16 protein-coding genes are annotated in these 20,188 nt (G+C 55.2%); 7 read left to right on the top strand and 9 right to left on the bottom strand.

Annotated elements, in window-relative coordinates; genetic code table 11:
* Positions 1-20: 20 nt before the first annotated feature.
* From dgcA to AC4EYZ_RS14445, 5 genes are all read right to left on the bottom strand, one after another.
* Positions 21-2,093, bottom strand: coding sequence for a dimethylglycine demethylation protein DgcA (gene dgcA, locus AC4EYZ_RS14465; RefSeq protein WP_490203845.1), 2,073 nt, complete (start codon positions 2,091-2,093; stop codon positions 21-23).
* A gap of 23 nt (positions 2,094-2,116) precedes the next feature.
* Positions 2,117-2,662, bottom strand: coding sequence for a DUF5943 domain-containing protein (locus AC4EYZ_RS14460; protein WP_022521467.1), 546 nt, complete (start codon positions 2,660-2,662; stop codon positions 2,117-2,119).
* A gap of 232 nt (positions 2,663-2,894) precedes the next feature.
* A complete protein-coding gene (locus AC4EYZ_RS14455) occupies positions 2,895-3,872 on the bottom strand; it encodes a dipeptidase (protein ID WP_022521466.1) in 978 nt (325 codons plus the stop codon).
* A gap of 248 nt (positions 3,873-4,120) precedes the next feature.
* Positions 4,121-5,266, bottom strand: a complete 1,146-nt coding sequence (gene gbdR / locus AC4EYZ_RS14450) for a choline metabolism transcriptional regulator GbdR (RefSeq protein ID WP_022521465.1) — start codon at positions 5,264-5,266, stop codon at positions 4,121-4,123.
* 296 nt (positions 5,267-5,562) lie between these two features.
* On the bottom strand, positions 5,563-6,846 hold the full coding sequence (locus AC4EYZ_RS14445) for an MFS transporter (RefSeq protein ID WP_022521464.1): 1,284 nt from the start codon (positions 6,844-6,846) through the stop codon (positions 5,563-5,565).
* Positions 6,847-7,176: 330 nt separating this feature from the next.
* Between AC4EYZ_RS14445 and AC4EYZ_RS14440 the strand changes: the two genes are divergently transcribed.
* Complete coding sequence (locus AC4EYZ_RS14440) at positions 7,177-7,797, top strand: LysE family translocator (protein WP_022521463.1); 621 nt, start codon at positions 7,177-7,179, stop codon at positions 7,795-7,797.
* A 22-nt stretch (positions 7,798-7,819) separates the two neighbouring features.
* Entirely contained in the window at positions 7,820-8,383 is a 564-nt protein-coding gene (locus AC4EYZ_RS14435; RefSeq protein ID WP_022521462.1) for a flavin reductase family protein, read from the top strand.
* Positions 8,384-8,594: 211 nt separating this feature from the next.
* Here AC4EYZ_RS14435 and AC4EYZ_RS14430 read toward each other — a convergent pair whose 3' ends face one another.
* From AC4EYZ_RS14430 to AC4EYZ_RS14420, 3 genes are read right to left on the bottom strand one after another with little or no spacing between them, the layout of a single operon-like run.
* Positions 8,595-10,001 (bottom strand): Na+/H+ antiporter NhaC family protein, encoded by a 1,407-nt coding sequence (locus tag AC4EYZ_RS14430; RefSeq protein WP_022521461.1) that lies wholly within the window; start codon positions 9,999-10,001, stop codon positions 8,595-8,597.
* Between the two features lie 34 nt (positions 10,002-10,035).
* A complete protein-coding gene (locus tag AC4EYZ_RS14425; protein WP_022521460.1) occupies positions 10,036-11,325 on the bottom strand; it encodes an NAD(P)/FAD-dependent oxidoreductase in 1,290 nt (429 codons plus the stop codon).
* A gap of 6 nt (positions 11,326-11,331) precedes the next feature.
* Entirely contained in the window at positions 11,332-12,129 is a 798-nt protein-coding gene (locus AC4EYZ_RS14420) for an IclR family transcriptional regulator (RefSeq protein ID WP_022521459.1), read from the bottom strand.
* A gap of 289 nt (positions 12,130-12,418) precedes the next feature.
* Here AC4EYZ_RS14420 and AC4EYZ_RS14415 point away from each other — a divergent pair, with 289 nt between their 5' ends.
* The 4 genes from AC4EYZ_RS14415 to paaX all read left to right on the top strand — a co-directional run bounded on the left by AC4EYZ_RS14415 (position 12,419) and on the right by paaX (position 16,469).
* Positions 12,419-12,895, top strand: a complete 477-nt coding sequence (locus AC4EYZ_RS14415; RefSeq protein ID WP_022521458.1) for an NYN domain-containing protein — start codon at positions 12,419-12,421, stop codon at positions 12,893-12,895.
* A 334-nt stretch (positions 12,896-13,229) separates the two neighbouring features.
* Positions 13,230-14,582 (top strand): NADP-specific glutamate dehydrogenase, encoded by a 1,353-nt coding sequence (gene gdhA / locus AC4EYZ_RS14410; protein ID WP_022521457.1) that lies wholly within the window; start codon positions 13,230-13,232, stop codon positions 14,580-14,582.
* 112 nt (positions 14,583-14,694) lie between these two features.
* Positions 14,695-15,108, top strand: a complete 414-nt coding sequence (gene rnk, locus AC4EYZ_RS14405; RefSeq protein WP_022521456.1) for a nucleoside diphosphate kinase regulator — start codon at positions 14,695-14,697, stop codon at positions 15,106-15,108.
* A gap of 434 nt (positions 15,109-15,542) precedes the next feature.
* Positions 15,543-16,469, top strand: coding sequence for a phenylacetic acid degradation operon negative regulatory protein PaaX (paaX, locus tag AC4EYZ_RS14400; protein ID WP_022521455.1), 927 nt, complete (start codon positions 15,543-15,545; stop codon positions 16,467-16,469).
* A gap of 48 nt (positions 16,470-16,517) precedes the next feature.
* Here paaX and AC4EYZ_RS14395 read toward each other — a convergent pair whose 3' ends face one another.
* Positions 16,518-18,455 (bottom strand): sigma-54-dependent Fis family transcriptional regulator, encoded by a 1,938-nt coding sequence (locus AC4EYZ_RS14395; RefSeq protein ID WP_490203844.1) that lies wholly within the window; start codon positions 18,453-18,455, stop codon positions 16,518-16,520.
* Between the two features lie 238 nt (positions 18,456-18,693).
* Between AC4EYZ_RS14395 and AC4EYZ_RS14390 the strand changes: the two genes are divergently transcribed.
* A complete protein-coding gene (locus AC4EYZ_RS14390; RefSeq protein WP_490203843.1) occupies positions 18,694-20,178 on the top strand; it encodes an aldehyde dehydrogenase family protein in 1,485 nt (494 codons plus the stop codon).
* Positions 20,179-20,188: the final 10 nt, after the last annotated feature.

The raw sequence follows: 20,188 nt of genomic DNA, 5'->3' as shown, positions 1-20,188 counted from the left end.
ATTGTTGGCTTTCGCCTAAGTCAAAAGTCCTTGCAGATTCGCAGGGCGTCGTAAATGGCCGCATGGGTGTTACGTGGTGCCGTGCAGTCGCCCAGGCGGAACAGCAGGAAGCCATCTCCTGACTCGCTCAGACAAGGCTGCGGCTGGATTGCATAGAGTGCTTCCAGATCCACCTGCCCTCTGTTGCGGGACTGCTCTTTAAGCGCGTAATAAAGCGCCTCATCAGGGCGTACACCGTTCTCAACGACCACCTGATCCACCACGCGCTCTTCCAGAGCCCCGGTGTACTCGTTTTCGAGCACCGCCACCAAGCCATCGCCCTCGCGGTAAACCTTATGCAGCATCAGGTCGGAGGACATGATCACCTCCTTCTCGTAGAGGCTGCGGTAGTAGGTGGGGAAGGTGGTACCGCCCACCGCCGCGCCGGGCTTGATATCGTCGGTGACGATCTCCACCTTGGCGCCCTTGTCGGCGAGAAAATCCGCTGCCGAGACGCCGGAGAATTCGCAAATGGCGTCATAAATCAGCACGTTCTTACCTGGCGCCACTTTGCCTGAGAGAATATCCCAGGTGCTGACCACCAGGCTCTCCTCGGCATTCTCCGAGTAGCCCCACTCGGGGTGCTGGCTAAGGAAGGGCTGGCCACCGGTGGCAAGCACCACGATATCCGGGCGCAGATCGAGCAGCGTTTCCTCATCGGCGCGGGTGCCCAGACGCAGGTCGACTTTTAGCCGCGCCAGCTCCAGCTGGAACCAGCGGGTGATACCGGCGATCTGGTCACGCTGGGGCGCCTGGGCGGCAATCGTGATCTGCCCACCCAAGGCGTCAGCGGCCTCAAACAGAGTGACATCGTGACCGCGCTCAGCGGCTACCCGCGCTGCCTCCATACCGCCGGGGCCACCGCCCACCACGACGACTTTGCGTTTGGCGCCCTCGGTTTTCTCGATGATATGCGGCAGCCCCATGTACTCCCGGGATGTCGCGGCGTTTTGAATGCACAGCACGTCGAGGCCCTGGTACTGGCGGTCGATGCAGTAGTTAGCGCCCACGCACTGTTTGATCTGATCAATCTGGCCCATCTTGATCTTGGCGATCAGGTGAGGGTCGGCAATATGTGCCCGGGTCATGCCCACCAGGTCTACGTAGCCCCCTTCGAGGATGCGCTGGGCCTGATTGGGATCCTTAATGTTCTGGGCGTGGATCACCGGCACGTTAACCACTTCCTTGATCCCCGCTGCCAGGTGTAGGAAAGGCTCCGGCGGGTAGGACATATTAGGGATAACGTTGGCCAGGGTGTTGTGAGTGTCGCAGCCAGAACCGATAACGCCGAAGAAATCCACCATACCGGTGGCATCGTAGTAGGCGGCGATCTGCTTCATATCGTCGTGAGAAAGACCATCCGGATGGAACTCGTCGCCGCAAATGCGCATGCCGACGCAGAAGTCGTTACCCACTTCAGCGCGTACGGCTTTAAGCACTTCCATACCGAAGCGCATACGATTCTCGAAGCTACCGCCCCACTCGTCCTCACGCTTATTAACTCGTGGGCTCCAGAACTGATCAATCAAATGCTGGTGCACGGCGGAGAGTTCAACGCCGTCGAGGCCCCCTTCCTTGGCTCGGCGCGCGGCCTGAGCAAAGTCGCCAACGATACGCCAGATCTCTTCTTCCTCAATGGTCTTGCAGGTAGAGCGGTGCACCGGCTCACGGATACCAGAGGGTGATACCAGGGTCGACCAGTCGAAACCGTCCCAGCGGGAGCGGCGCCCCATATGGGTAATCTGGATCATGATCTTGCCGCCATGCTTATGCACAGCATCGGCCAAATTCTGAAAGTGCGGAATAATGCGATCAGTGGACAGGTTTACCGAGCTCCACCAGCCCTGGGGGCTATCGATGGAAACCACCGATGAGCCACCGCAAATACATAGACCACAACCACCTTTGGCCTTCTCCTCGTAGTACCCCACGTAGCGCTCAGTGGTCATACCGCCGTCAGTGGCATGCACCTCAGCGTGAGCGGTACTGACCACACGGTTGCGGATGGTCAGCTTACCGATCTCTATCGGCTCGAAAATTGCGTCGAATGCCATGTTTGTCTCTCCTCGTACCCCAGTTAGCGGGCAGCGTCGGTCAGCGGCTGGACGGCGAAGATGCCTACATCACAGCCAGGCTCGGCTGCACTCTGCGTCTGCTCGGCAACGGTACGCAGTGAACTTCCGCAGGCAGCGAGGATTTGATCCATGGCCCCGGCGAACCAACCGGTGAACATGTACTCTTCCTTGTTCCCGGTTTTGCCAAGCTGGTAAACAAAAGCGCTGTGCTCAAGTCGTACTTGGGCAGTGCCCGAGTCGAGATCGATCTGTTCAGTAATGAATAGCCCCCAACCGCGCTGGGAAAGGCGGGTCATGTAGTGCTCAAATACCGCCTCTCCGCTAATGTCGTGTAGCTCGGCCTCTTTCTCACACCAGTGCCAGGCGCTCTTGTAGCCTGCGTGATAAAGAATTTCGGCATACTTCTCAGCACCTAGCGCCTCTTCTACGGCTACGTGGTTATTGATAAAGAAGTGCCGTGGCACATAGAGCATAGGCAGCGCATCGGTCGTCCAGACGCCTGTTTCGCTATCCACTTCGATGGGCAGTGCGGGGGCCAGTTTGGTCACGGTTGTATTCCTCAAATCTTGCTGATTGTTATGAAGTAGCTAAGCAGCCGTTCTGCAAGGGAAGCGACGCCGGGGATAGGCCGTAGAGGGGGTCTTTTGCCATGGATGGCAAAAGTAGCGTCCAGGGATGGATTCACAGCGCCCCCTCGTAGGCCTATCGCCGGTAAAGCCGCGTGTCAGGGCACTACTGCGGCTTTACCTCTGGCGCCCGTCCCTTGCTATGGCGGTATCCTCAGGCGCCCCACACATCCTTAAGCACACGCACCCAGTTCTCGCCCATGATCTTGCGCACCTGAGTCTCACTTAAGCCACGCTTAAGAAGTGCCTCGGTGAGATTAGGGAACTCCCCAATGGTGCGGATCCCTTTGGGATTGATGATCTTGCCAAAGTCAGTGAGGCGACGGGCGTAGCCCTTGTCATGGGTCAACCACTCGAAAAACTCTTGACCATGCCCTTGGGTGAAATCGGTACCGATGCCGATAGCGTCCTCACCGACGATATTCATGACGTACTCGATCGCCTCGCAGTAGTCTTCGATGGTGGAGTCAATGCCCTTCTTGAGGAACGGCGCAAACATGGTGACACCAACAAAACCGCCGTGGTCGGCAATGAACTTCAGCTCTTGATCAGATTTGTTGCGCGGATGTTCTTTGAGGCCGGAGGGCAGGCAGTGGGAGTAACAGACTGGTTTTTTGGACTCGAGAATGACTTCCTCGGAGGTTTTGGCACCAACGTGGGAGAGGTCGCACATCATACCCACGCGGTTCATCTCGGCGACGATCTCACGGCCAAACCCGGATAAGCCGCCATCCCGCTCGTAGCAGCCGGTACCCACCAGGTTCTGGGTGTTGTAACACATCTGCACGATGCCCACGCCCAACTGCTTGAAAATCTCTACGTAGCCAATTTGGTCTTCGAAAGCATGAGCATTCTGAAAGCCAAAGATGATGCCGGTCTTGCCCTCCTCTTTCGCCCGCGTGATGTCAGCAGTGGTACGAACAGGGCGCACCAGGTCGCTACACTCCGCCATCAGCTGGTTGGATTTGACGATATTATCGACCGTGGCCTGAAACCCCTCCCACACGGAGACGGTGCAGTTGGCAGCGGTAAGACCGCCGCGACGCATGTCCTCAAGCAACTCACGATTCCATTTGGCGATGATCAGGCCATCAATGACGATAGCGTCATTGTGCAGTTCAGAGGGGGTCATAGCTAAGCTCCAACATTGGTTAATGTAGCGAGCATAGCGCTGACGTTGGGTTTAGCTGCTCTTGGAAACGACGGCGGAAATTCCAAAAGCGTCATCGTGTCGTGAACACGACAACTACTCATGCTCCTGCAAACATGTTCCTGCAAGCACTGCAGCGGAGTAATATTAAAATAGTGAGTAGTGTTCATAAAAAAACGCGCTCCCCGAAGGCGGGCAGCACGTTTCAAATGTTGGTTACCCAGTGAGTCTCAGTTCAAGAGCGGCACGCTGGCAAAAGTAGGCTCGCCCTGGGCATAGGCAAGCGCCTGCTGGGCACTCGAAAGAGGTTCGCTTTTATAAGGCTCGCCTCCCCATCGTTTGATTAACGATGGCGATTTAGTTTGGTTATTTCCTTGGCGGTCGTGCACACCCAAGCGCTCATTTCTCGGCGGCACACCAAAATATTCACGATAACACTTGGAAAAATGGGGCGTGGACACAAAACCGCAAACAGAAGCAATCTCGATAATCGACAGAGGCGTTTGCTTGAGCAACTGACGAGCGCGCACTAAACGCAGCTTGAGGTAATAGCGAGACGGTGAACAAAGCAAATAGCGCTGGAACAACCGCTCCAACTGGCGCCGTGAAACATTCACATAGCTTGCCAGTTCGTCGAGCTCGATGGGCTCTTCAAGGTTGGATTCCATCAACGCCACAATTTCTAACAACTTAGGCTGAGTGGTGCCCAGCACGTGCTTAAGAGGTACCCGCTGCTGATCCTGCTCGTTACGCACGCGTTCATAGATAAACATCTCGGAAATGCCTGCCGAAAGCTCGCGCCCATGGTCGTGAGCAATCAGGTTGAGCATCATATCGAGCGGCGCTGTGCCGCCTGAAGCGGTGAATCGATCACGATCAATAGAGAAAAGGTGCGGGGTCAGAATAACGTTGGGGAACGCTTCCTGCATGGAGGCCAGACACTCCCAGTGCACACTGGTTTCATAGTGATCCAGCAATCCGGCCTGCCCTAGCGCCCAACTGCCCGTACATACCGAGCCTAATCGTTTTAACTGGCGTGACTGCGACTGAAGCCAGCGTATGTGGTCACGGGTAACGCTGTGCTGCGGACCTACCCCGCCACAAACGACCACCCACTCAAGCGAGAGCGGGGTCTGCATAGAGGCATCAGGAGTCACCTGCAGCCCATCGCTGGCGCGTACGGGCAGACCGTCTTGGGTCAGGGTAAACCAGCGATACAACTCACGACCGGCCAGTTGATTGGCCATCCGTAAAGGTTCTATCGCCGACGCCAGGGAAATCAGTGTGAAATTATCTAATAGTAGAAAACCAAGGGTTTGCGGTTCGCCCGCACGATTGGTATTTGCTGCCGGGTCTTTTGCTAGATTTGATGTCATGGTTTTACCCTCCGTCACCTTTTAATCATCTTTTTTTTTCTTATTAGTATGTAGGCGTCGCTGGCGTCTTTTAGTTTCCCTTTACTAGCGTGAATACTCACTAGTTCAGGGGTGGCATTGCTCTTTGGTCGTATATTGGCACGAATAGGGCGGATAGCGACAAAACGATTGCGCGAACTTGGCTCTCCGTCGCAAATGCAACACTGGAGGTCGTTTCCGAAACCTTTGTAAGGTCACGGAGGATAATGCAATGCAGCCTCTCGCCAAGCGCCTAAGCTGGCTAGTAGCTTACTCAGCTAAGGGGCCTCGGCATCTTCAGCAACAGGTTTGATGGGGTCACCGTTTTCATCCAGCAGTTGATGATCGTAAGCGGCCTGAAGGCCAGTATCTTCAACCTCTGTCGGTTGCGGCTCTTCTTCTGTCAAATAGTCGATATGGCCCGGATAAAGCGGTGATAGCACCGCGACCAGGATGCCGACCACCGAAAAGATCGAAAACGCATCCGCATACCCAAGCCTGTCGACCAGCACACCAATCACCGGCGAGCCCACCGCCTGCCCAAGCGCGCAGGCCATAAAGGGTAATACCGGCCCCATCGATAACCGCCCAGGCAGCAGTCGGATGCCGGTCATCAGGTACAGCCCCGTTAAGCTCATGTAAGCGAGACCGAAAACCATCGCGGAAAATATCGTCAGCGCTAATTGGCTAGGGCTAGCGGCCAGCAACGCCAAGCTTGAAGACAGCATCATCAACATCAACGCCTGGGTGATGGGTGGATTATTACGGTCGGCCAAATCACTTATCACGGCACCGCCGAGCCCGGCGATACCTACCGCGAACCATAGCCAACCGGTGTGCCCTGGAGAGAGCGCGCCAAGGGTAACCGCCAGATCGGGAGCAAAAAGCCAGTACGGCGCAGATACAAAGCCCATTGCGAAGGCAAAAATCGTAAGCCGAATGAGGCGCGACCATTGCGACCTAGTGATGGGCGGTGGTGGTGCAGCGTTGGCTGGAATGACCCGTGACACTGAAGGGATGAAGTACCATGCCGCCACGACCCCCATAGCGGTAAGAGCAGCAAATATCGTGTAGGTCAGTCGCCATGCATCCGACAAGAACACAACGGTCGGTACCGCCACGATAATACCGATGCTAGTACCGGCATTCATAATCGAGCTGACGCGCCCATGCATTGCACGGCTCACCAGCGCCTGCATCGCAGCGGCCAGCGCGGGCATCATTAAACCAGTGCAGATCCCGCAGATAAACACACCAATACCAAGCGATAGCGCGTCTGACGACTGGCTGATCAATGCTAAACCGCCAACACCGAAAGACCCAGAGAGAATGGCTAAGTTGCGCGCACCGAGCCGATCAGCGGCAAGCGGCGCGACCAGTGTGGAAAGCACAAAGCTAATAAACGGCAGCGCCCCGATAATGCCGACCAAGTAAGACGTCAGCGAAAGCTCGGCACTGATAGAAGGTACAAACAGACCAAAGGCAAAACGTGCAAGCCCGTAACTGATCGCCACCAGCGCAGCTCCAAATAGGGCAAACCCCATGTTCGACAACGCTTTCATGCGGAGTCCTCCACTGCCATTGGCTGCATGTATACAAGGTCGCTATGAGCATTGTCTTCGCAACTTCCGCGATGAGCAATGCAGATTTTGAACAGGTAGCGGGTAATCTCCAGTGATCATCAGAACGATAAGTGGAGTTAAGCAGGCAGCCTTTGTTGAATGTCCGCTTTCAGGCTTACGGAAGCCTCCACCAAGGACTACCAGCCATATCTTCCCTCACTCACATAGGTGAGAGAATGACCACTGAACATAATTGCCACGCGGCGCTCCAGGGCTTACAACTATACGGCGAGATAAAGTTAATAATTCAACAACAGGCAGATTAACGCTATGTCGATTGAGCTTTGGCTATCGTTTGTGTTGGCTTCGTTTTTGTTCATCGCATCCCCCGGCCCCGCCGTTGCTCTACTGATAGTGACCGGTATCAATCAAGGCCGCAAAGCTGCTCTGGCGATGTTGCCTGGCTTTTTCTTGGGTGACCTGGTGGCGATGTCACTTTCGTTTGCCGGCGTAGGCGCGTTGCTGATGGCATCGGCGGAGCTATTCGCCATGGTTAAATGGCTAGGGGTTCTCTATCTGCTTTATCTAGGCATCAAGATGTGGCGTGAATCCGGCCAATTGAATGACCTGGAAGCCTCTGGGGTGAACGTTCAGCAAAGCACCGCAAAAGCATTCTGGGTGACGCTGCTAAACCCCAAAAGCATTCTATTCTTCATGGCATTCATGCCGCAGTTTATTAACCAAACCCAACCTCTGGCGCCCCAGCTGGCGATTCTGTTTGCTACGTTTCTTGTGATAGGTGTCATCTCAGATCTCGGCTACACACTGTTGTCGACCACTAGCCGACAGCTGATGACCGCCAAGTTTCGCCGCCTCTTACACCGCTGCGGCGCCGGTAGTTTGATTGGCGCTGGGGTATTGATGACCTTAATGCGCCGTCCGACTGCCTAGCTAATCTAATCGGAGGTTATTTATGCCACACCCGATAGCAAAGAAGGACTTTCCTGTTTCCAACGTCAGGCACTTTCTTGAACCTGGCCCGATTGTGCTGGTGTCATCACAATGGCAACAACAAACCAACATCATGACCATGGGGTGGCACATGGTCATGGCGTTCTCCCCCTCACTCCTAGGCTGCGTTATTGATGCCGGGAATCACTCCCATGCGCTGGTGTGCAACAGCGGTGAATGCGTGATCAATATTCCTTCGGCATCACTTGTCGATAAGGTCGTGGGTATCGGTAACTGTTCAGGAAGCGAGATCGACAAGTTCAAAGCGTTTGAGCTAACCCCAGGCAAGTCAGAAAAGGTCGGAGCGCCCCGGATAGAGGAGTGCTATGCGTCTTTCGAGTGCCGCTTGCACGATGACGCCATGATTGAACGCTACAACCTGTTTGTTTTTGAGGTCGTTAAAGCCCATGCAGCGCCTTCGGCAGATGAGGAAGAATCGCTGCACTACCGGGGGATGGGAGAGTTCATGCTGTCGGGTCGATCCATCGACCGTACGGAACTGTTTAAGCCATCAATGCTTATTTAAATAGAACTGCCATTGAGGCTTTCGCCACTCCCTTTCTATTAATTTAGCCAGCTAAGGTCGACTTACTAACTTGCTGCCATAGCATCCAGCTGCGTACCAGTAGACAGACCAAGGATATTGATGACCGTGATGCGCCGCCCGGCAGGGTAGTATCAAATTGGTGTTAGCCCTACGACAACGGCCTCTCTCTGTTATCGCAGGGCGGAGAGCGTTACAGGGTAAGGCCGAGCAACAGGTACATAGCCAGGGAAAGCAAGGCGACGGCTAGCGCGAAGGGAATTTGCGTTTTGATATGGTCGATATGATCAGAGGCGGCCCCGGTCGAGGCGAGCACAGAGGTATCCGATAAGGGTGAGCAGTGATCCCCAAAGACACCGCCCCCCGCCACAGCGGCCACTGTGGCATACACCAGCGGTGTAACCATATCGCCGCTAAAGTTAAAGGCGAGCGGCACGGCGAGTGGCATCATGATAGCGAAAGTGCCCCATGAAGTGCCGGTGGAAAAAGCGATAACGGCGGCAATAAGGAACGTCATGGCCGGAAGCAAAGCAGGTGTTAGCCAGCCAGCGGTGGCTTCGACGATATAGTTGGCCGTGCCCATGTCTTTGGAAAGTTGATTCAACGAGTAGGCTAACGCCAGAATGATAATGGCTGGCATTACTCCCTTCATCCCTGCCATCGAGGTTTTCATAATGTCGTTGAAGGGAATGCCCTGAAGGCGCATAACGATACCGAGAAACACGGAAGCCGCCAGAAATGCCTCCATGGTCTTGGCCGAGTCCATCACGATAAAGGTGCCCACCGCAACGCCGATCACTACCAGCACCGGGGCGAAAAAATTCCAAAACAGGCTGGTACGTGCTCCTTCATAAGGCGGAATTTCCGTCAGTTCCTCACCCACCAGCGGTTCTGCCCCATCGCGTAGCACTTTGCCCTCTTCCTGAGCCCGACGCTCAGCTTCACGCATCGGCCCGAAGAGCGGAATGACGCCCACGATCACCAGCCCGACCACCAACACCGATAGCCATGCATAGAGATTGAAAGGTATGGCATGCAGAAATACCCCCATCGCCTGGGCAGCATTTTCGATGGGGCCCATGCCGATCAACAAACCGGAGATAAACACTGCCCAGCCAGTGATAGGCACCATTACACTCACCGGGGCCGAGGTGGAGTCAGCGATATACGCCAGCTTTTCCCGCGAGACCCGGTAACGATCCGTCAGTCCACGCATAGTACTGCCGACAAACAGAGGGCTGAAGTAGTCGCTGAAAAAAACGAACATGCCCATCACCCAGGCAACCAATTGAACCCGCACCCGCGATAAGGCACGGCGTTCCACCCAGGCGGTAAAGTTCTGAATCGCCCCGGTGCGCTGGAAAAAAGCGATCACCGTGCCAATGAATAGCTCCAACAGCAGTATCCAGGAGAAGCTGGTGGTGCCCAGGGTTTCCTTGAGCAGCGTCGGAAACCCCATCAATCCATTGCCCAGGGTAATCACCCCAACGAAACAAGCAACAGCCAGCGAGAAAACCGTATTACGGGTGACAAATGCCAGCACGATGGCCAATGCCGCCGGCATGACGGACAGCAGCCCGATATGATCTTGAGGATCCATTGTCATCTCTCTTTTTTTATAGTGGTGGGTGGAGTCAGGTTTCGTTTTTTGCCTTACGGCGCTCCATTTCACTGGTCAGGTAGAAACCCAACCGACGTACAGGATCGGGCGGCATCCAGCTCGCTTTGCCGAATAAAGATGCAATATCCTCAACCGGTTGGCCGAGCGCGTAGCGAGCTAAAGCATCACCCAGGAAGGTACCCTTGACGATACCGCCGCCATTGCATCCCGCTGATACATATAACCCGGGCTGGATCTCGCCCCAGAGCGGTGCGCCGTTATGAGTCAGCCCGGTGGTACCTCCCCAAACCTTGTCGAAGCGCACTGGGGTAAGTTCGGGGTAGCGGGCCTCAAGGCTCACTTTCAGTTCGGCCTCGATACGGGCGTTATCGGCTTCGCGTTCATAGCTGTAACGTGAGCGGATCATCAAACGTCCGTCAGCGGTGGTGCGCAGCGTACAGCCTAAGCGGTGTGCAGGTAGCAGCCCCCAGGTCGTCTCGGCGATGCGTTGGCGCTCGGGCTGCGGTAAAGGATCGGTAATGGCGGCATAGGTATAAATAGCGGTTAGCCGCGAAGGGTCTGCACCCAAGGCCCTAGAAAAAGCGTTATTGGCCAGGATTACCTGTCCAGCCGTTACTTCGCCTTCGGGTGTAGTCACACGCCACTTCTTGCCATCAGGCACTATTTGAGTCGCGGGCGAGTGCTCATGCAGCTCGATGCCGGCTTCCAATGAATCTGCCAAACCAACAATCAATGCTGCAGGCTGGACGAGATAGCAGTCCGGTGAATAAATACCCTGTGTGTAGTAGCGCGTACCGATTCGCTCAGCGAGTTGGCTGCCGTTCAAGGTCTGGCAAGACAGACCGGCAGCTTTCAGAAACTCCTCATACTGGCTCAAGGCACGTTGGCCTATCGTGCTACGGGCAGCGCGATAGGTGCCGCTACGCTCGAGTTGGCAGTCAATGCCTAGGCGTTCGACACGCTCGCGCAGTAACGCCATGGTTTGTCGGCTTAACGCGTTCAGCTTCTCCATGCGCTCAAGCTCTTCGGGGCGAGCATCGTTGGCTAGAGCAATTTCCAGCATAAAGCCGGAGTTACGCCCTGGACTCCCTTCACCTACCTGGTCAGCTTCGAGGATTTTGATGCGGTCTTCAGGGCGCGCCTGCTGCCAGGCCGAGGCTGCCGCAAAACCGGTATAACCAGCCCCGATGATGACGACATCTGCCTCAGATTGACCACTTAAGGCGGGGCGCGGCTGGCGCTCGGTTAGCCAAGCGTTCCAGCCGCAAGGGCGTTGATGGCTTGGGTGCGTAGTGTGTGGCATAGAGAGTTAATCCAGATACAGCAGGCCATGGGCCTGATTGACCATGGCAGCCACTTCTTCCTGCATGCCTTGGAGTACGTCCAGCTTATGGCGCTTCGTCATACGCGATTTGAGCATCGAACAACTCATGGCACCCAGGGGGTGACCGCTATGATCGAGGATAGGAATGGCCAGGCCGCTGTATTCCGGAAGTAAAGAACCTTCTACTCCACGGGCGTAACCATGTTTCAGTTGATGGGCAATTTCGGCTTCGATGTCAGCGATGGCAATCGAGTATTCGTCTATCAGTCGCTCAGCGTTATGGTTGAGTATTTCGCTTCGCTCATCAGCCCCCAGGTAGGCAAGTAAGGCAATCGACGCTTGGCCAACGCCTAGCGGCAAACGTCCACCCGTCGCCCTAACGAAGCTGCCCACGGGATAAGCGCCGTTCTGCACTTCCAGGCAAACGGCATTGACGCCATCGCGAGCGAACAGATAGAAGCTGTCTCCCCAGCGCTGCGCGAGTGTCAGCAACCTTGGCCGGGCCAAATCACGCAACCCAGCACCATTTCCCGCTTGGGCGCCAAGCACCAGCAGCTCATAACCCAGCAGGTAACGCCCACGAATGGGAGAAGATCGTAAAAATCCCTGCTGCTTGAGACCTTTTAACAACCGATAGAGAGTAGGACGGCTGAAACTCAATTCATTCAGATAATCGTCTACACTTGCACCCCGGTGGCCGCCACGTGCAGTAACCTGCAATATCTGCATGGCATGAACGAGAGTGGTAGGGCCTGATGAGGTGATGCTTTCATTTACCGGCATTATGTTTATCGTTATTTGTCTATGTGAGCTAAAACATAACAAGACAAATTCACGAGTTCATCTCACTAAATGAGACAAAGCCGCATTAGCGCATACGAGGTAGAGGTTGGCATAGGTCAACATATGACGACATTCAAAATCAAAAACTCATACAAAAGCTACCGATAATTGTACAAAAATGATCTTCTATAGCCTTGCGCCCAACGGATGAAGGGCGACAACCGGCTGAGTGTTAGACTGGTGTTAGCTAACCCGGCTTCTTCTAATATGTTCCTGAAAAGGCGAATTGATGACCACCGTTGCCGTATTTGTTGATATTCAAAACGTCTATTACACCGTGCGCGAAGCATATGGCAAAAACTTTGATTACAACAAATTCTGGGCACGAGTAACCGCTAACAGAGAGGTTATTAAAGCTGTTTGCTATGCCATCGATCGAGGTGACCAAAAGCAGCGAGAGTTTCAAAATATACTCAGGGCGATTGGTTTTGAGGTGAAGTTAAAGCCTTTTATTCAGCGGTCAGACGGTTCCGCAAAAGGCGATTGGGATGTAGGCATCGCGCTTGACGCCATGGAGTACGCAGAACAGGCAGATGTGATCGTGCTGGTATCCGGCGATGGTGATTTTGATCTACTAGTCCAAAAAATCCGTGCTAAGCATGGCAAAAAAGTCGAAGTTTATGGCGTTCCCCAACTGACGGCAGCATCGCTAATAAATGCGGCCAGTGAGTTTATAGCGATAGATAAAGCGCTTCTATTAAATTAATTATAGTTCGAAAAGAGTCTACGCTGCTGTTGATAGCTATTTCGATAGAAGGCTGCCGCGAAGAAATGGGGATTGACCAGGTTTCCGGCCGGTAGCACATCTATCTAGACGCTATACAAAAATATCAACCAATTCAAAACGTTTATCCATCGTTTATTAGATTGTGGAAAATAAGCGAGGCGAACCTTTCAAACGCATACTTTAGTCTAAACCCCCCATCATATTTGCCCATACCGAACCGGCATAGGCTATGCACAGAAGCATGCTGCCAGTTAAATATTCTAACGCTCTGGCCAGCCAATACTCTGTTGAATAACTATGATGATATGCTCCGATGCCCTACGTTCACGATACGCTGACACGCCTTAATAAAAGCAGCCCTGCACAGTCAGAATTTTATCAAGCCACTGAAGAAGTGCTCGAATGCCTGCGCCCGCTACTTGAGCAAAGTGATTACTATCATCACCACAGCATTATTGAGCGAATAGTCGAGCCCGAACGACAAATCATGTTCCGGATAAGCTGGGTAGATGATGCTGGGAAAGTGCGGGTCAACAAAGGCTATCGCGTTCAGTTCAACTCTGCCCTTGGCCCTTACAAGGGTGGCTTACGATTCCATCCCAGCGTTACCTCGGGCACCATCAAATTTCTCGGCTTTGAGCAAATTTTCAAAAATGCGTTAACCGGTTTGCCAATCGGCGGCGGTAAAGGCGGCGCCGATTTTGACCCCAAAGGAAAATCAGATAACGAGATCATGCGCTTTTGTCAGGCGTTTATGAGCGAGCTCTACCGCCATATTGGTCCTCACTGCGATGTACCTGCAGGCGATATCGGCGTCGGTACGCGTGAAATTGGCTATCTCTTTGGCCAGTACAAACGACTCACTGGCCACTATGAGGGCGTGCTAACAGGTAAGGGGCTTAATTGGGGAGGCTCGCTAGGCCGTAAAGAGGCTACCGGCTACGGTGCAGTGTACTTTGCACAAAACATGCTGGCTGCCCGGGGAGAAGAGCTGCGCGATAAGACCTGCCTAGTTTCCGGCGCTGGCAATGTAGCCATCTATACCATTGAGAAGCTATACGAACTGGGTGCTAAACCAGTCACCTGCAGCGATTCACGTGGCACCATTCACGATGAAAACGGTATTGATTTAGGCTTACTCAAACAGCTCAAAGAAGTGCAGCGCACCTCTTTAGAAGCCTACTTACATGAGCACCCTGACGCGCACTACATTTCTGCCCGTGACTACCCTCAGGGCGGGAATGCCGTATGGCGTATTCAAGCCGATGTTGCGTTCCCCTGCGCGACGCAGAATGAGCTGACCGAAAGCGATGCGGAGATTCTGCTCGCTAATGGCATAACGTGTATCAGTGAAGGGGCCAACATGCCTTCTACCAAAGAGGCCGTCGACCTTTTTCTAGACGCTAAAATTGCCTATGGGCCCGGCAAGGCGGCCAATGCAGGTGGCGTTGCTACCAGTCAGTTAGAAATGGCACAAAATAGCAGCATGGAGCAGTGGCCACTGGAGAAAGTCGACCAAAAATTAAAACAGATTATGGCCAATATTCACCGCCAGTGCGCCGATACAGCCGAAGAGTTTGGTGATAAAACCAATTTGGTACTAGGCGCCAATATTGCAGGTTTCAGAAAGGTGGCTGATGCTATGATTGAACAAGGGGTCACCTGATCGTCTTTATTTTATAAATCGCTTATACTATAAAAAGCACGCAGTCCTTCCTTTATTGGGGAAGGGCTGTTTTTTATTGGTTTAAACTTATTGCTTTCTAAGGAGAGTAATCATGGGACAACGTCCTGCTATTATTATTAACCGTCTTGATGCCGAACGCCTCCAGCGCTTGATCGACAATGCATCCGAGAAAGACATGGCCGTGGCTCAGCTACTTGAGGAAGAGCTAGCACGAGGTGAAGTCTGCGATCCCGAGGATATTCCAGATGACGTGGTCAGCATGAATAGCCAGGTTCGCTTCACCGACCTCACCCGCGGGCTTAAGATGATTCGCACCTTGGTCTATCCGCACTCCCTGGAAAGCGTTGCGGACGGCATTTCGGTCATGGCACCTATTGGTGCTGCATTGATCGGCCTTAAAGTGGGCGACATCATCGAATGGCCGTTACCCAACAATACCGAAGCACGGCTCCGCATCGATGCTATTTATTGGCAGCCCGAACGCGAAAAGCAATTCCACCGATAAGTCGCGATAAAGAGTGAGCTGGCTCCGCTAGCTCATGATTAAGTCAGCTATTTTCTTCGCCCACTTAATCCACATAAAGAGGGTCTATTCAGGGCACCCTCAGCTTTCACATACCCCCTTCGGAAGACTATAACTAAGCGGCTCTTTATCGCATTAAACACACCGTCCCTGCTATTAGTCATAGCCATGGTACTTTTCACAATTCTTCCAGTGATAATGTACACATTGGACGGTTACCTTAAAACCTGAATTGGCAAAGCATTACAGCGCTCATAGACGCCATTACGCCAGGAAGTGGACACAGCGACTTCCTATCAAGAGAGGATCGTCTCAGGCCAAACGACAAAAAAACGTGATACGATAATCTTTTGTATTCGTCATATTTTCTGTCGTTTTTAGCGACAACCTCACCGCAAAGGGAATCAACTTTCACCATGTCGTCAGCTAAAGACTGCGTCGCTACGCTTATTGATGACTTCCAGAAGCGTCGGCCAATTCGCGCCGGTTCATTGATTATTACCGTCTATGGCGACTCTATCGTTCCGCGGGGCGGCACTGTGTGGTTAGGCAGTCTATCGAAACTGGTGGAGCCCATCGGTATCAATGAGCGGCTGGTGCGTACATCGGTTTACCGGCTGACCAATGAAACCTGGCTACGGGGAGAGAAGATTGGTCGTCGCAGCTACTATCGGTTGAGTGGCCCTGGTCGGCGTCGTTTCGAACAAGCCTTCAAGCGTGTCTATCACGGCACCCAGCCAGCTTGGTCGGGACAGTGGACATTGGTATTGCTGACACAGCTTCCCCCAGACCGGCGCCAGCAGATTCGTGACGAGCTCGAATGGCTAGGCTTTGGTAGTTTTGCTCAGGGTGTGCTGGCGCATCCCACGCTGTCATGTGCAGAGACCATGGCGGCTTTGCAAGAACTAGATGCAGCAGACGATACGATTGTAATGCAAACGCAGACCATGGAGCCCATGACCAGTAAGCCGCTGCGTCTCCAGGTCAGAGAGAGCTGGAACCTCGACGAATTAGCCGAGCTCTACCAACGTTTTCTGGTTAAGTTTCGCCCCCTTTGGAACGCGCTCAACACAGAGAACCATTTGGGCCAAGAAGAGTGCTTCATTGCCCGAACTTTGCTTATTCACGAGTATCGCAAGGTTCAATTACGCGACCCCCTCCTGCCTGAAGAACTACTCCCCACGGCGTGGGAAGGACGCTACGCCCATCAGCTCTGCCGCAACCTTTATCGTTTGCTCTACGAACGTGCAGAACGCTGGTTGGATCAACATCTGGAAACCGCCGAGGGCCCACTACCCGCCCCTGGCCCCAGCTTCTACCAGCGCTTCGGCGGGCTGGATTGAACGCCTAACGAGCCCGATGAATCAGTCGTCACATCCATCCAGTGGGGCTCATCCCAACCGTCGATAGAGCGTCGAGCGACTGATGCCTAGCGCCCGGGCGGCGGCAGTCATGTTGCCGTCGTGGGCTTCGAGCGTGCGCACCATATGGGCCCGCTCCATTTCGCGCAGCTCCTGGGAGCCGTTGCACACCCCCTCCGATGTGGCCGTACTGTCGACGCCACTCTCCATGGGCTGAGTCAGCTTGCGCTGCCAGCGTGGCGAAAGCCCTTCCATGGTCAGCCGTTGGCACTCTGGTTCGGCTCCCACCAGAGCCGCTTCCAGGCAGTGTTCCAGTTCCCGCCAGTTGCCAGGCCAAAGGTAGGCGGTCAAACGCTCTACCAAGGTCTCATCCAAAACCAAATGGCGGCCATGACGGCGGCATAGCGATGCCCAACGTTCGTGAATCTGTCCGGCTAGATCGCCCTGCTCGTTCAGCGTGGGAAGCTCTACTACTACTCCAGCCAGGCGGTAATAGAGATCCTCGCGGAAGTCGCCGGCCGTCACCAGGATCTCTAGATCGCGATGGCTAGCGGCTATTACTCGGCAGTCGATAGGTACCTCGCGGTGATCGCCCAGCGGCGTCACCACTCTCTCCTGAAGCACCCGCAGTAGACGGGCCTGCAGCGCCAGCGGCATGTCACCGATCTCGTCGAGCATCAAAGTGCCGCCATTAGCCTGCACCAGCCGCCCGCTGTAGCCCCCCTTACGGGCGCCGGTGAAGGCACCTTCCCCATAGCCAAACAGCTCTGCCTCGATAAGGCTTTCGGGCAGGGCTGCGCAGTTGAGTGCCACGAAGGGCCGCTGCTCACCAAGGCTGGTATGCAGCGCTCGGGCCAATTGCTCTTTTCCGGTACCAGTTTTGCCCTGCAGCAGTACTGGCAGGCCTACTTCCAGCGCCCGACTAGCCCGGCGTGCCTCCCGGGCCAGAGCCATGGGCCACTCCTCAACTAACGCCTCAAGATCACGGCAGAGGGATGGTTCGGGCGAAACCGGCACCACAGAGGCTTCGTTGCTCAGAGCCGCCGGCTGCCACTGGTCAGGGGGATTGAGTCGCCCCACCAGTTGGCCACCGGTGAGCGGCAGCCCCAGCAAGGCCGAACAACTTTCGCATTGGCGACAGATCTCTTTCCAGGAATTGCCTAATAACTCTTCAATATGACGGCCGATTAATGCGGCGGAGGCCTTGCCAAGCCATTGGGCGGCCTGGGAATCAACCGCCAGGATCAGACCGGTCTCATTCAGTGCCACCAAACCGCAGCTCACGCTGTCCAGCTCGGCCAGCGATGCGTGCACCTGGAGCACCCAGTGCTGCTGGTAGTGGCGGAAAAAAAGCCGTTGCTCCAGGGCCCCGGTGAGCTGCTGTACTCGGCGTAGAAAAATTTCGGGGCGGGGGTGGTCGGCCTCAAAAGTAAGATCGATCAAGCCTAGACAGTCACCGTTGAGATCTAACAGCGGGGCAGCTACACAGGAGACCGGGTTGTCGGGGAATAGCAAGTGCTCGCAGGATTTGACCAATACCGGCGCCCGCTCGATGAGCGCCAGGGCCGGTGCATTGGTACCGAACCAGCGTTCGTCCAGGTTGATGCCGGCCCCGATGTGAAAGCGATCATTAAGCACGAAGCGCTGACCATAGCTCTTGAGTACGGTGGCATCTGGGGTGGCCAGCAGCAACTGGCAGCCACGCAGATCCTCGGCCACTCGCCTGATCAGGAGATCAGCCAGTTCGATCAGACGACGATGCGTCTCACGCTGAGTGCGCAGTTCGCCACTATCGAGCCGCGGCAGCTCAGGCCGGGTACCAGGCTGCAGCCCGTGCTCCATACATCGCTGCCACGAACGGTCGATACAGGCATCGAGCATGCCTAACGGTAGCTGATGGCCGCGGAGCAGATGCTCACGGGCCTGGCGAATCACATCAGAGGTTCTCAGGGCTGCTCTGGAGATCATGGTTCTCTCCCCGCGAAGTTGGCGACCTGTCCCAGGATGCGACAGCTGTCGTGTCCGACGACAAAACGACGCAGGAACAACGACAGTGCATCTTCAAAACCGACCTGCAACTCGCTGATTTTGTTTTGATTATATTGTACCCCTGAGCTGGCACGGGGCTTGCTAGGGAGTATTGGAGGCGTGCAATGACTGGCACGCTCTCAAAACAATCATAAATCAGCCTAACAGGAGCACAACCATGACGCAGCACTCCACCGCCATTCAAGCTTGGCTTGACAAGAGCCACACCCTCTTTATCGGCGGCCAGTGGCGTCCTGCCACCAGCGGCCAGACCCTGGATGTCTATAATCCCGCCACCGCCGAGGTGATCAGCCGGGTTCCGGCGGGCGATGCCAACGATATCGACGCCGCGGTCAGTGCCGCCCGGGAGGCCTTCCGTGGCTGGCGCAAGTCGCGCCCCTCCCAACGGGAGAAGCTGTTGCTGGATCTCGCCGACGCTCTGGAGGCCCGCGCCGATGACTTCGCCCTGCTCGAGACCCTGGACAACGGCAAGCCGGTGACCTTTTCACGGCATATGGACGTGGCCCTGGCCATCGACTTCATCCGTTATACCGCGGGTTGGGCCACCAAGATCGAAGGCCGCAGCATGACCCCCTCCATGCCCTTCCTGCCCGAAGACAAGCAGATCGTCGCTTATACCCGCCGCGAGCCCATAGGCGTCGTGGGCGCCATCATCCCCTGGAATTTCCCGCTGTTGATGGCAGCCTGGAAGGTGGCCCCAGCCCTAGCCGCCGGTTGCAGCATCGTGCTCAAGCCCGCCGAGGACACCCCGCTCACCGCCCTGTTGCTGGCGGAACTGGCCGAGCAAGTGGGCTTCCCGGCCGGCACTCTCAACGTGGTCACTGGTCTGGGTCATACCGCTGGAGCAGCGCTGGCTGGCCACCCAGGTATCAACAAGGTGGCCTTTACCGGATCGACCCCCGTAGGCAAGCAGATCGGGCATTCCGCCATGGAGAACCTGACCCGTACCACCCTGGAACTGGGCGGCAAATCACCGGTGATGGTACTAGCCGATGCTGATGTTGAGGCAGCCGCTGCCGGAGCAGCTCAGGCGATCTTCTTCAACCAGGGGCAGGTCTGTACCGCCGGATCGCGGATCTATGTGCATGAGTCGATCCACGACGCCTTCGTCACCAAGCTAGCCGAACAGGCCCAGGGCCTGACGCTAGCGCCGGGTTGGGAACCCACTTGTACCCTTGGCCCGCTGGTCTCTGCCAAGCAGCAGCACCGAGTACTGGCGTATATCGAGCAGGCACGCAGCGACGGCGGCACCATCGTTACCGGCGGCGGTAAGGGCAGCGAAACGGGCTACTTCGTAGAGCCCACGGTGATCACCGGCTTGGCCCAGGAGAGCCGCTGCGTGCAGGAAGAAATCTTCGGCCCAGTAGTGGTGGTACAGACCTTCCGCGAGCTGGAAGAACTGGTGTTACTGGCCAACGACTCTCCCTATGGGCTGGCCGCGAGCATCTGGTCCAACGATCTTGCCGCGGTTAATCGTCTGGTGCCAGAGATTGAGTCCGGCAGCGTCTGGATCAATGGCCACAACCTGCTGGATGCCTGCATGCCCTTCGGTGGCTTCAAACAGTCGGGCATTGGCCGCGAGCTCGGCGATTCACTGATCGAACATTACACAGAGCAGAAATCGGTTGTGATGATCGTTTGATGTAGCCCTG

This window comes from Vreelandella sp. 162(4c) (assembly GCF_058152265.1).
This window is presented reverse-complemented; position numbering and strand designations above follow the sequence as displayed.

What these genes read in the sequence shown, in the direction of transcription:
- AC4EYZ_RS14445 (WP_022521464.1), bottom strand. Translation starts at nt 6,846, where the DNA reads ATGAAAGCGTTGTCGAACATGGGGTTTGCCCTATTTGGAGCTGCGCTG.
- rnk (WP_022521456.1), top strand. Translation starts at nt 14,695, where the DNA reads ATGGGACAACGTCCTGCTATTATTATTAACCGTCTTGATGCCGAACGC.
- gdhA (WP_022521457.1), top strand. Translation starts at nt 13,230, where the DNA reads ATGCCCTACGTTCACGATACGCTGACACGCCTTAATAAAAGCAGCCCT.
- AC4EYZ_RS14455 (WP_022521466.1), bottom strand. Translation starts at nt 3,872, where the DNA reads ATGACCCCCTCTGAACTGCACAATGACGCTATCGTCATTGATGGCCTG.
- AC4EYZ_RS14425 (WP_022521460.1), bottom strand. Translation starts at nt 11,325, where the DNA reads ATGCCACACACTACGCACCCAAGCCATCAACGCCCTTGCGGCTGGAAC.
- gbdR (WP_022521465.1), bottom strand. Translation starts at nt 5,266, where the DNA reads ATGACATCAAATCTAGCAAAAGACCCGGCAGCAAATACCAATCGTGCG.
- AC4EYZ_RS14390 (WP_490203843.1), top strand. Translation starts at nt 18,694, where the DNA reads ATGACGCAGCACTCCACCGCCATTCAAGCTTGGCTTGACAAGAGCCAC.
- AC4EYZ_RS14420 (WP_022521459.1), bottom strand. Translation starts at nt 12,129, where the DNA reads ATGCCGGTAAATGAAAGCATCACCTCATCAGGCCCTACCACTCTCGTT.
- paaX (WP_022521455.1), top strand. Translation starts at nt 15,543, where the DNA reads ATGTCGTCAGCTAAAGACTGCGTCGCTACGCTTATTGATGACTTCCAG.
- AC4EYZ_RS14415 (WP_022521458.1), top strand. Translation starts at nt 12,419, where the DNA reads ATGACCACCGTTGCCGTATTTGTTGATATTCAAAACGTCTATTACACC.
- AC4EYZ_RS14395 (WP_490203844.1), bottom strand. Translation starts at nt 18,455, where the DNA reads ATGATCTCCAGAGCAGCCCTGAGAACCTCTGATGTGATTCGCCAGGCC.
- AC4EYZ_RS14430 (WP_022521461.1), bottom strand. Translation starts at nt 10,001, where the DNA reads ATGGATCCTCAAGATCATATCGGGCTGCTGTCCGTCATGCCGGCGGCA.
- AC4EYZ_RS14435 (WP_022521462.1), top strand. Translation starts at nt 7,820, where the DNA reads ATGCCACACCCGATAGCAAAGAAGGACTTTCCTGTTTCCAACGTCAGG.
- dgcA (WP_490203845.1), bottom strand. Translation starts at nt 2,093, where the DNA reads ATGGCATTCGACGCAATTTTCGAGCCGATAGAGATCGGTAAGCTGACC.
- AC4EYZ_RS14440 (WP_022521463.1), top strand. Translation starts at nt 7,177, where the DNA reads ATGTCGATTGAGCTTTGGCTATCGTTTGTGTTGGCTTCGTTTTTGTTC.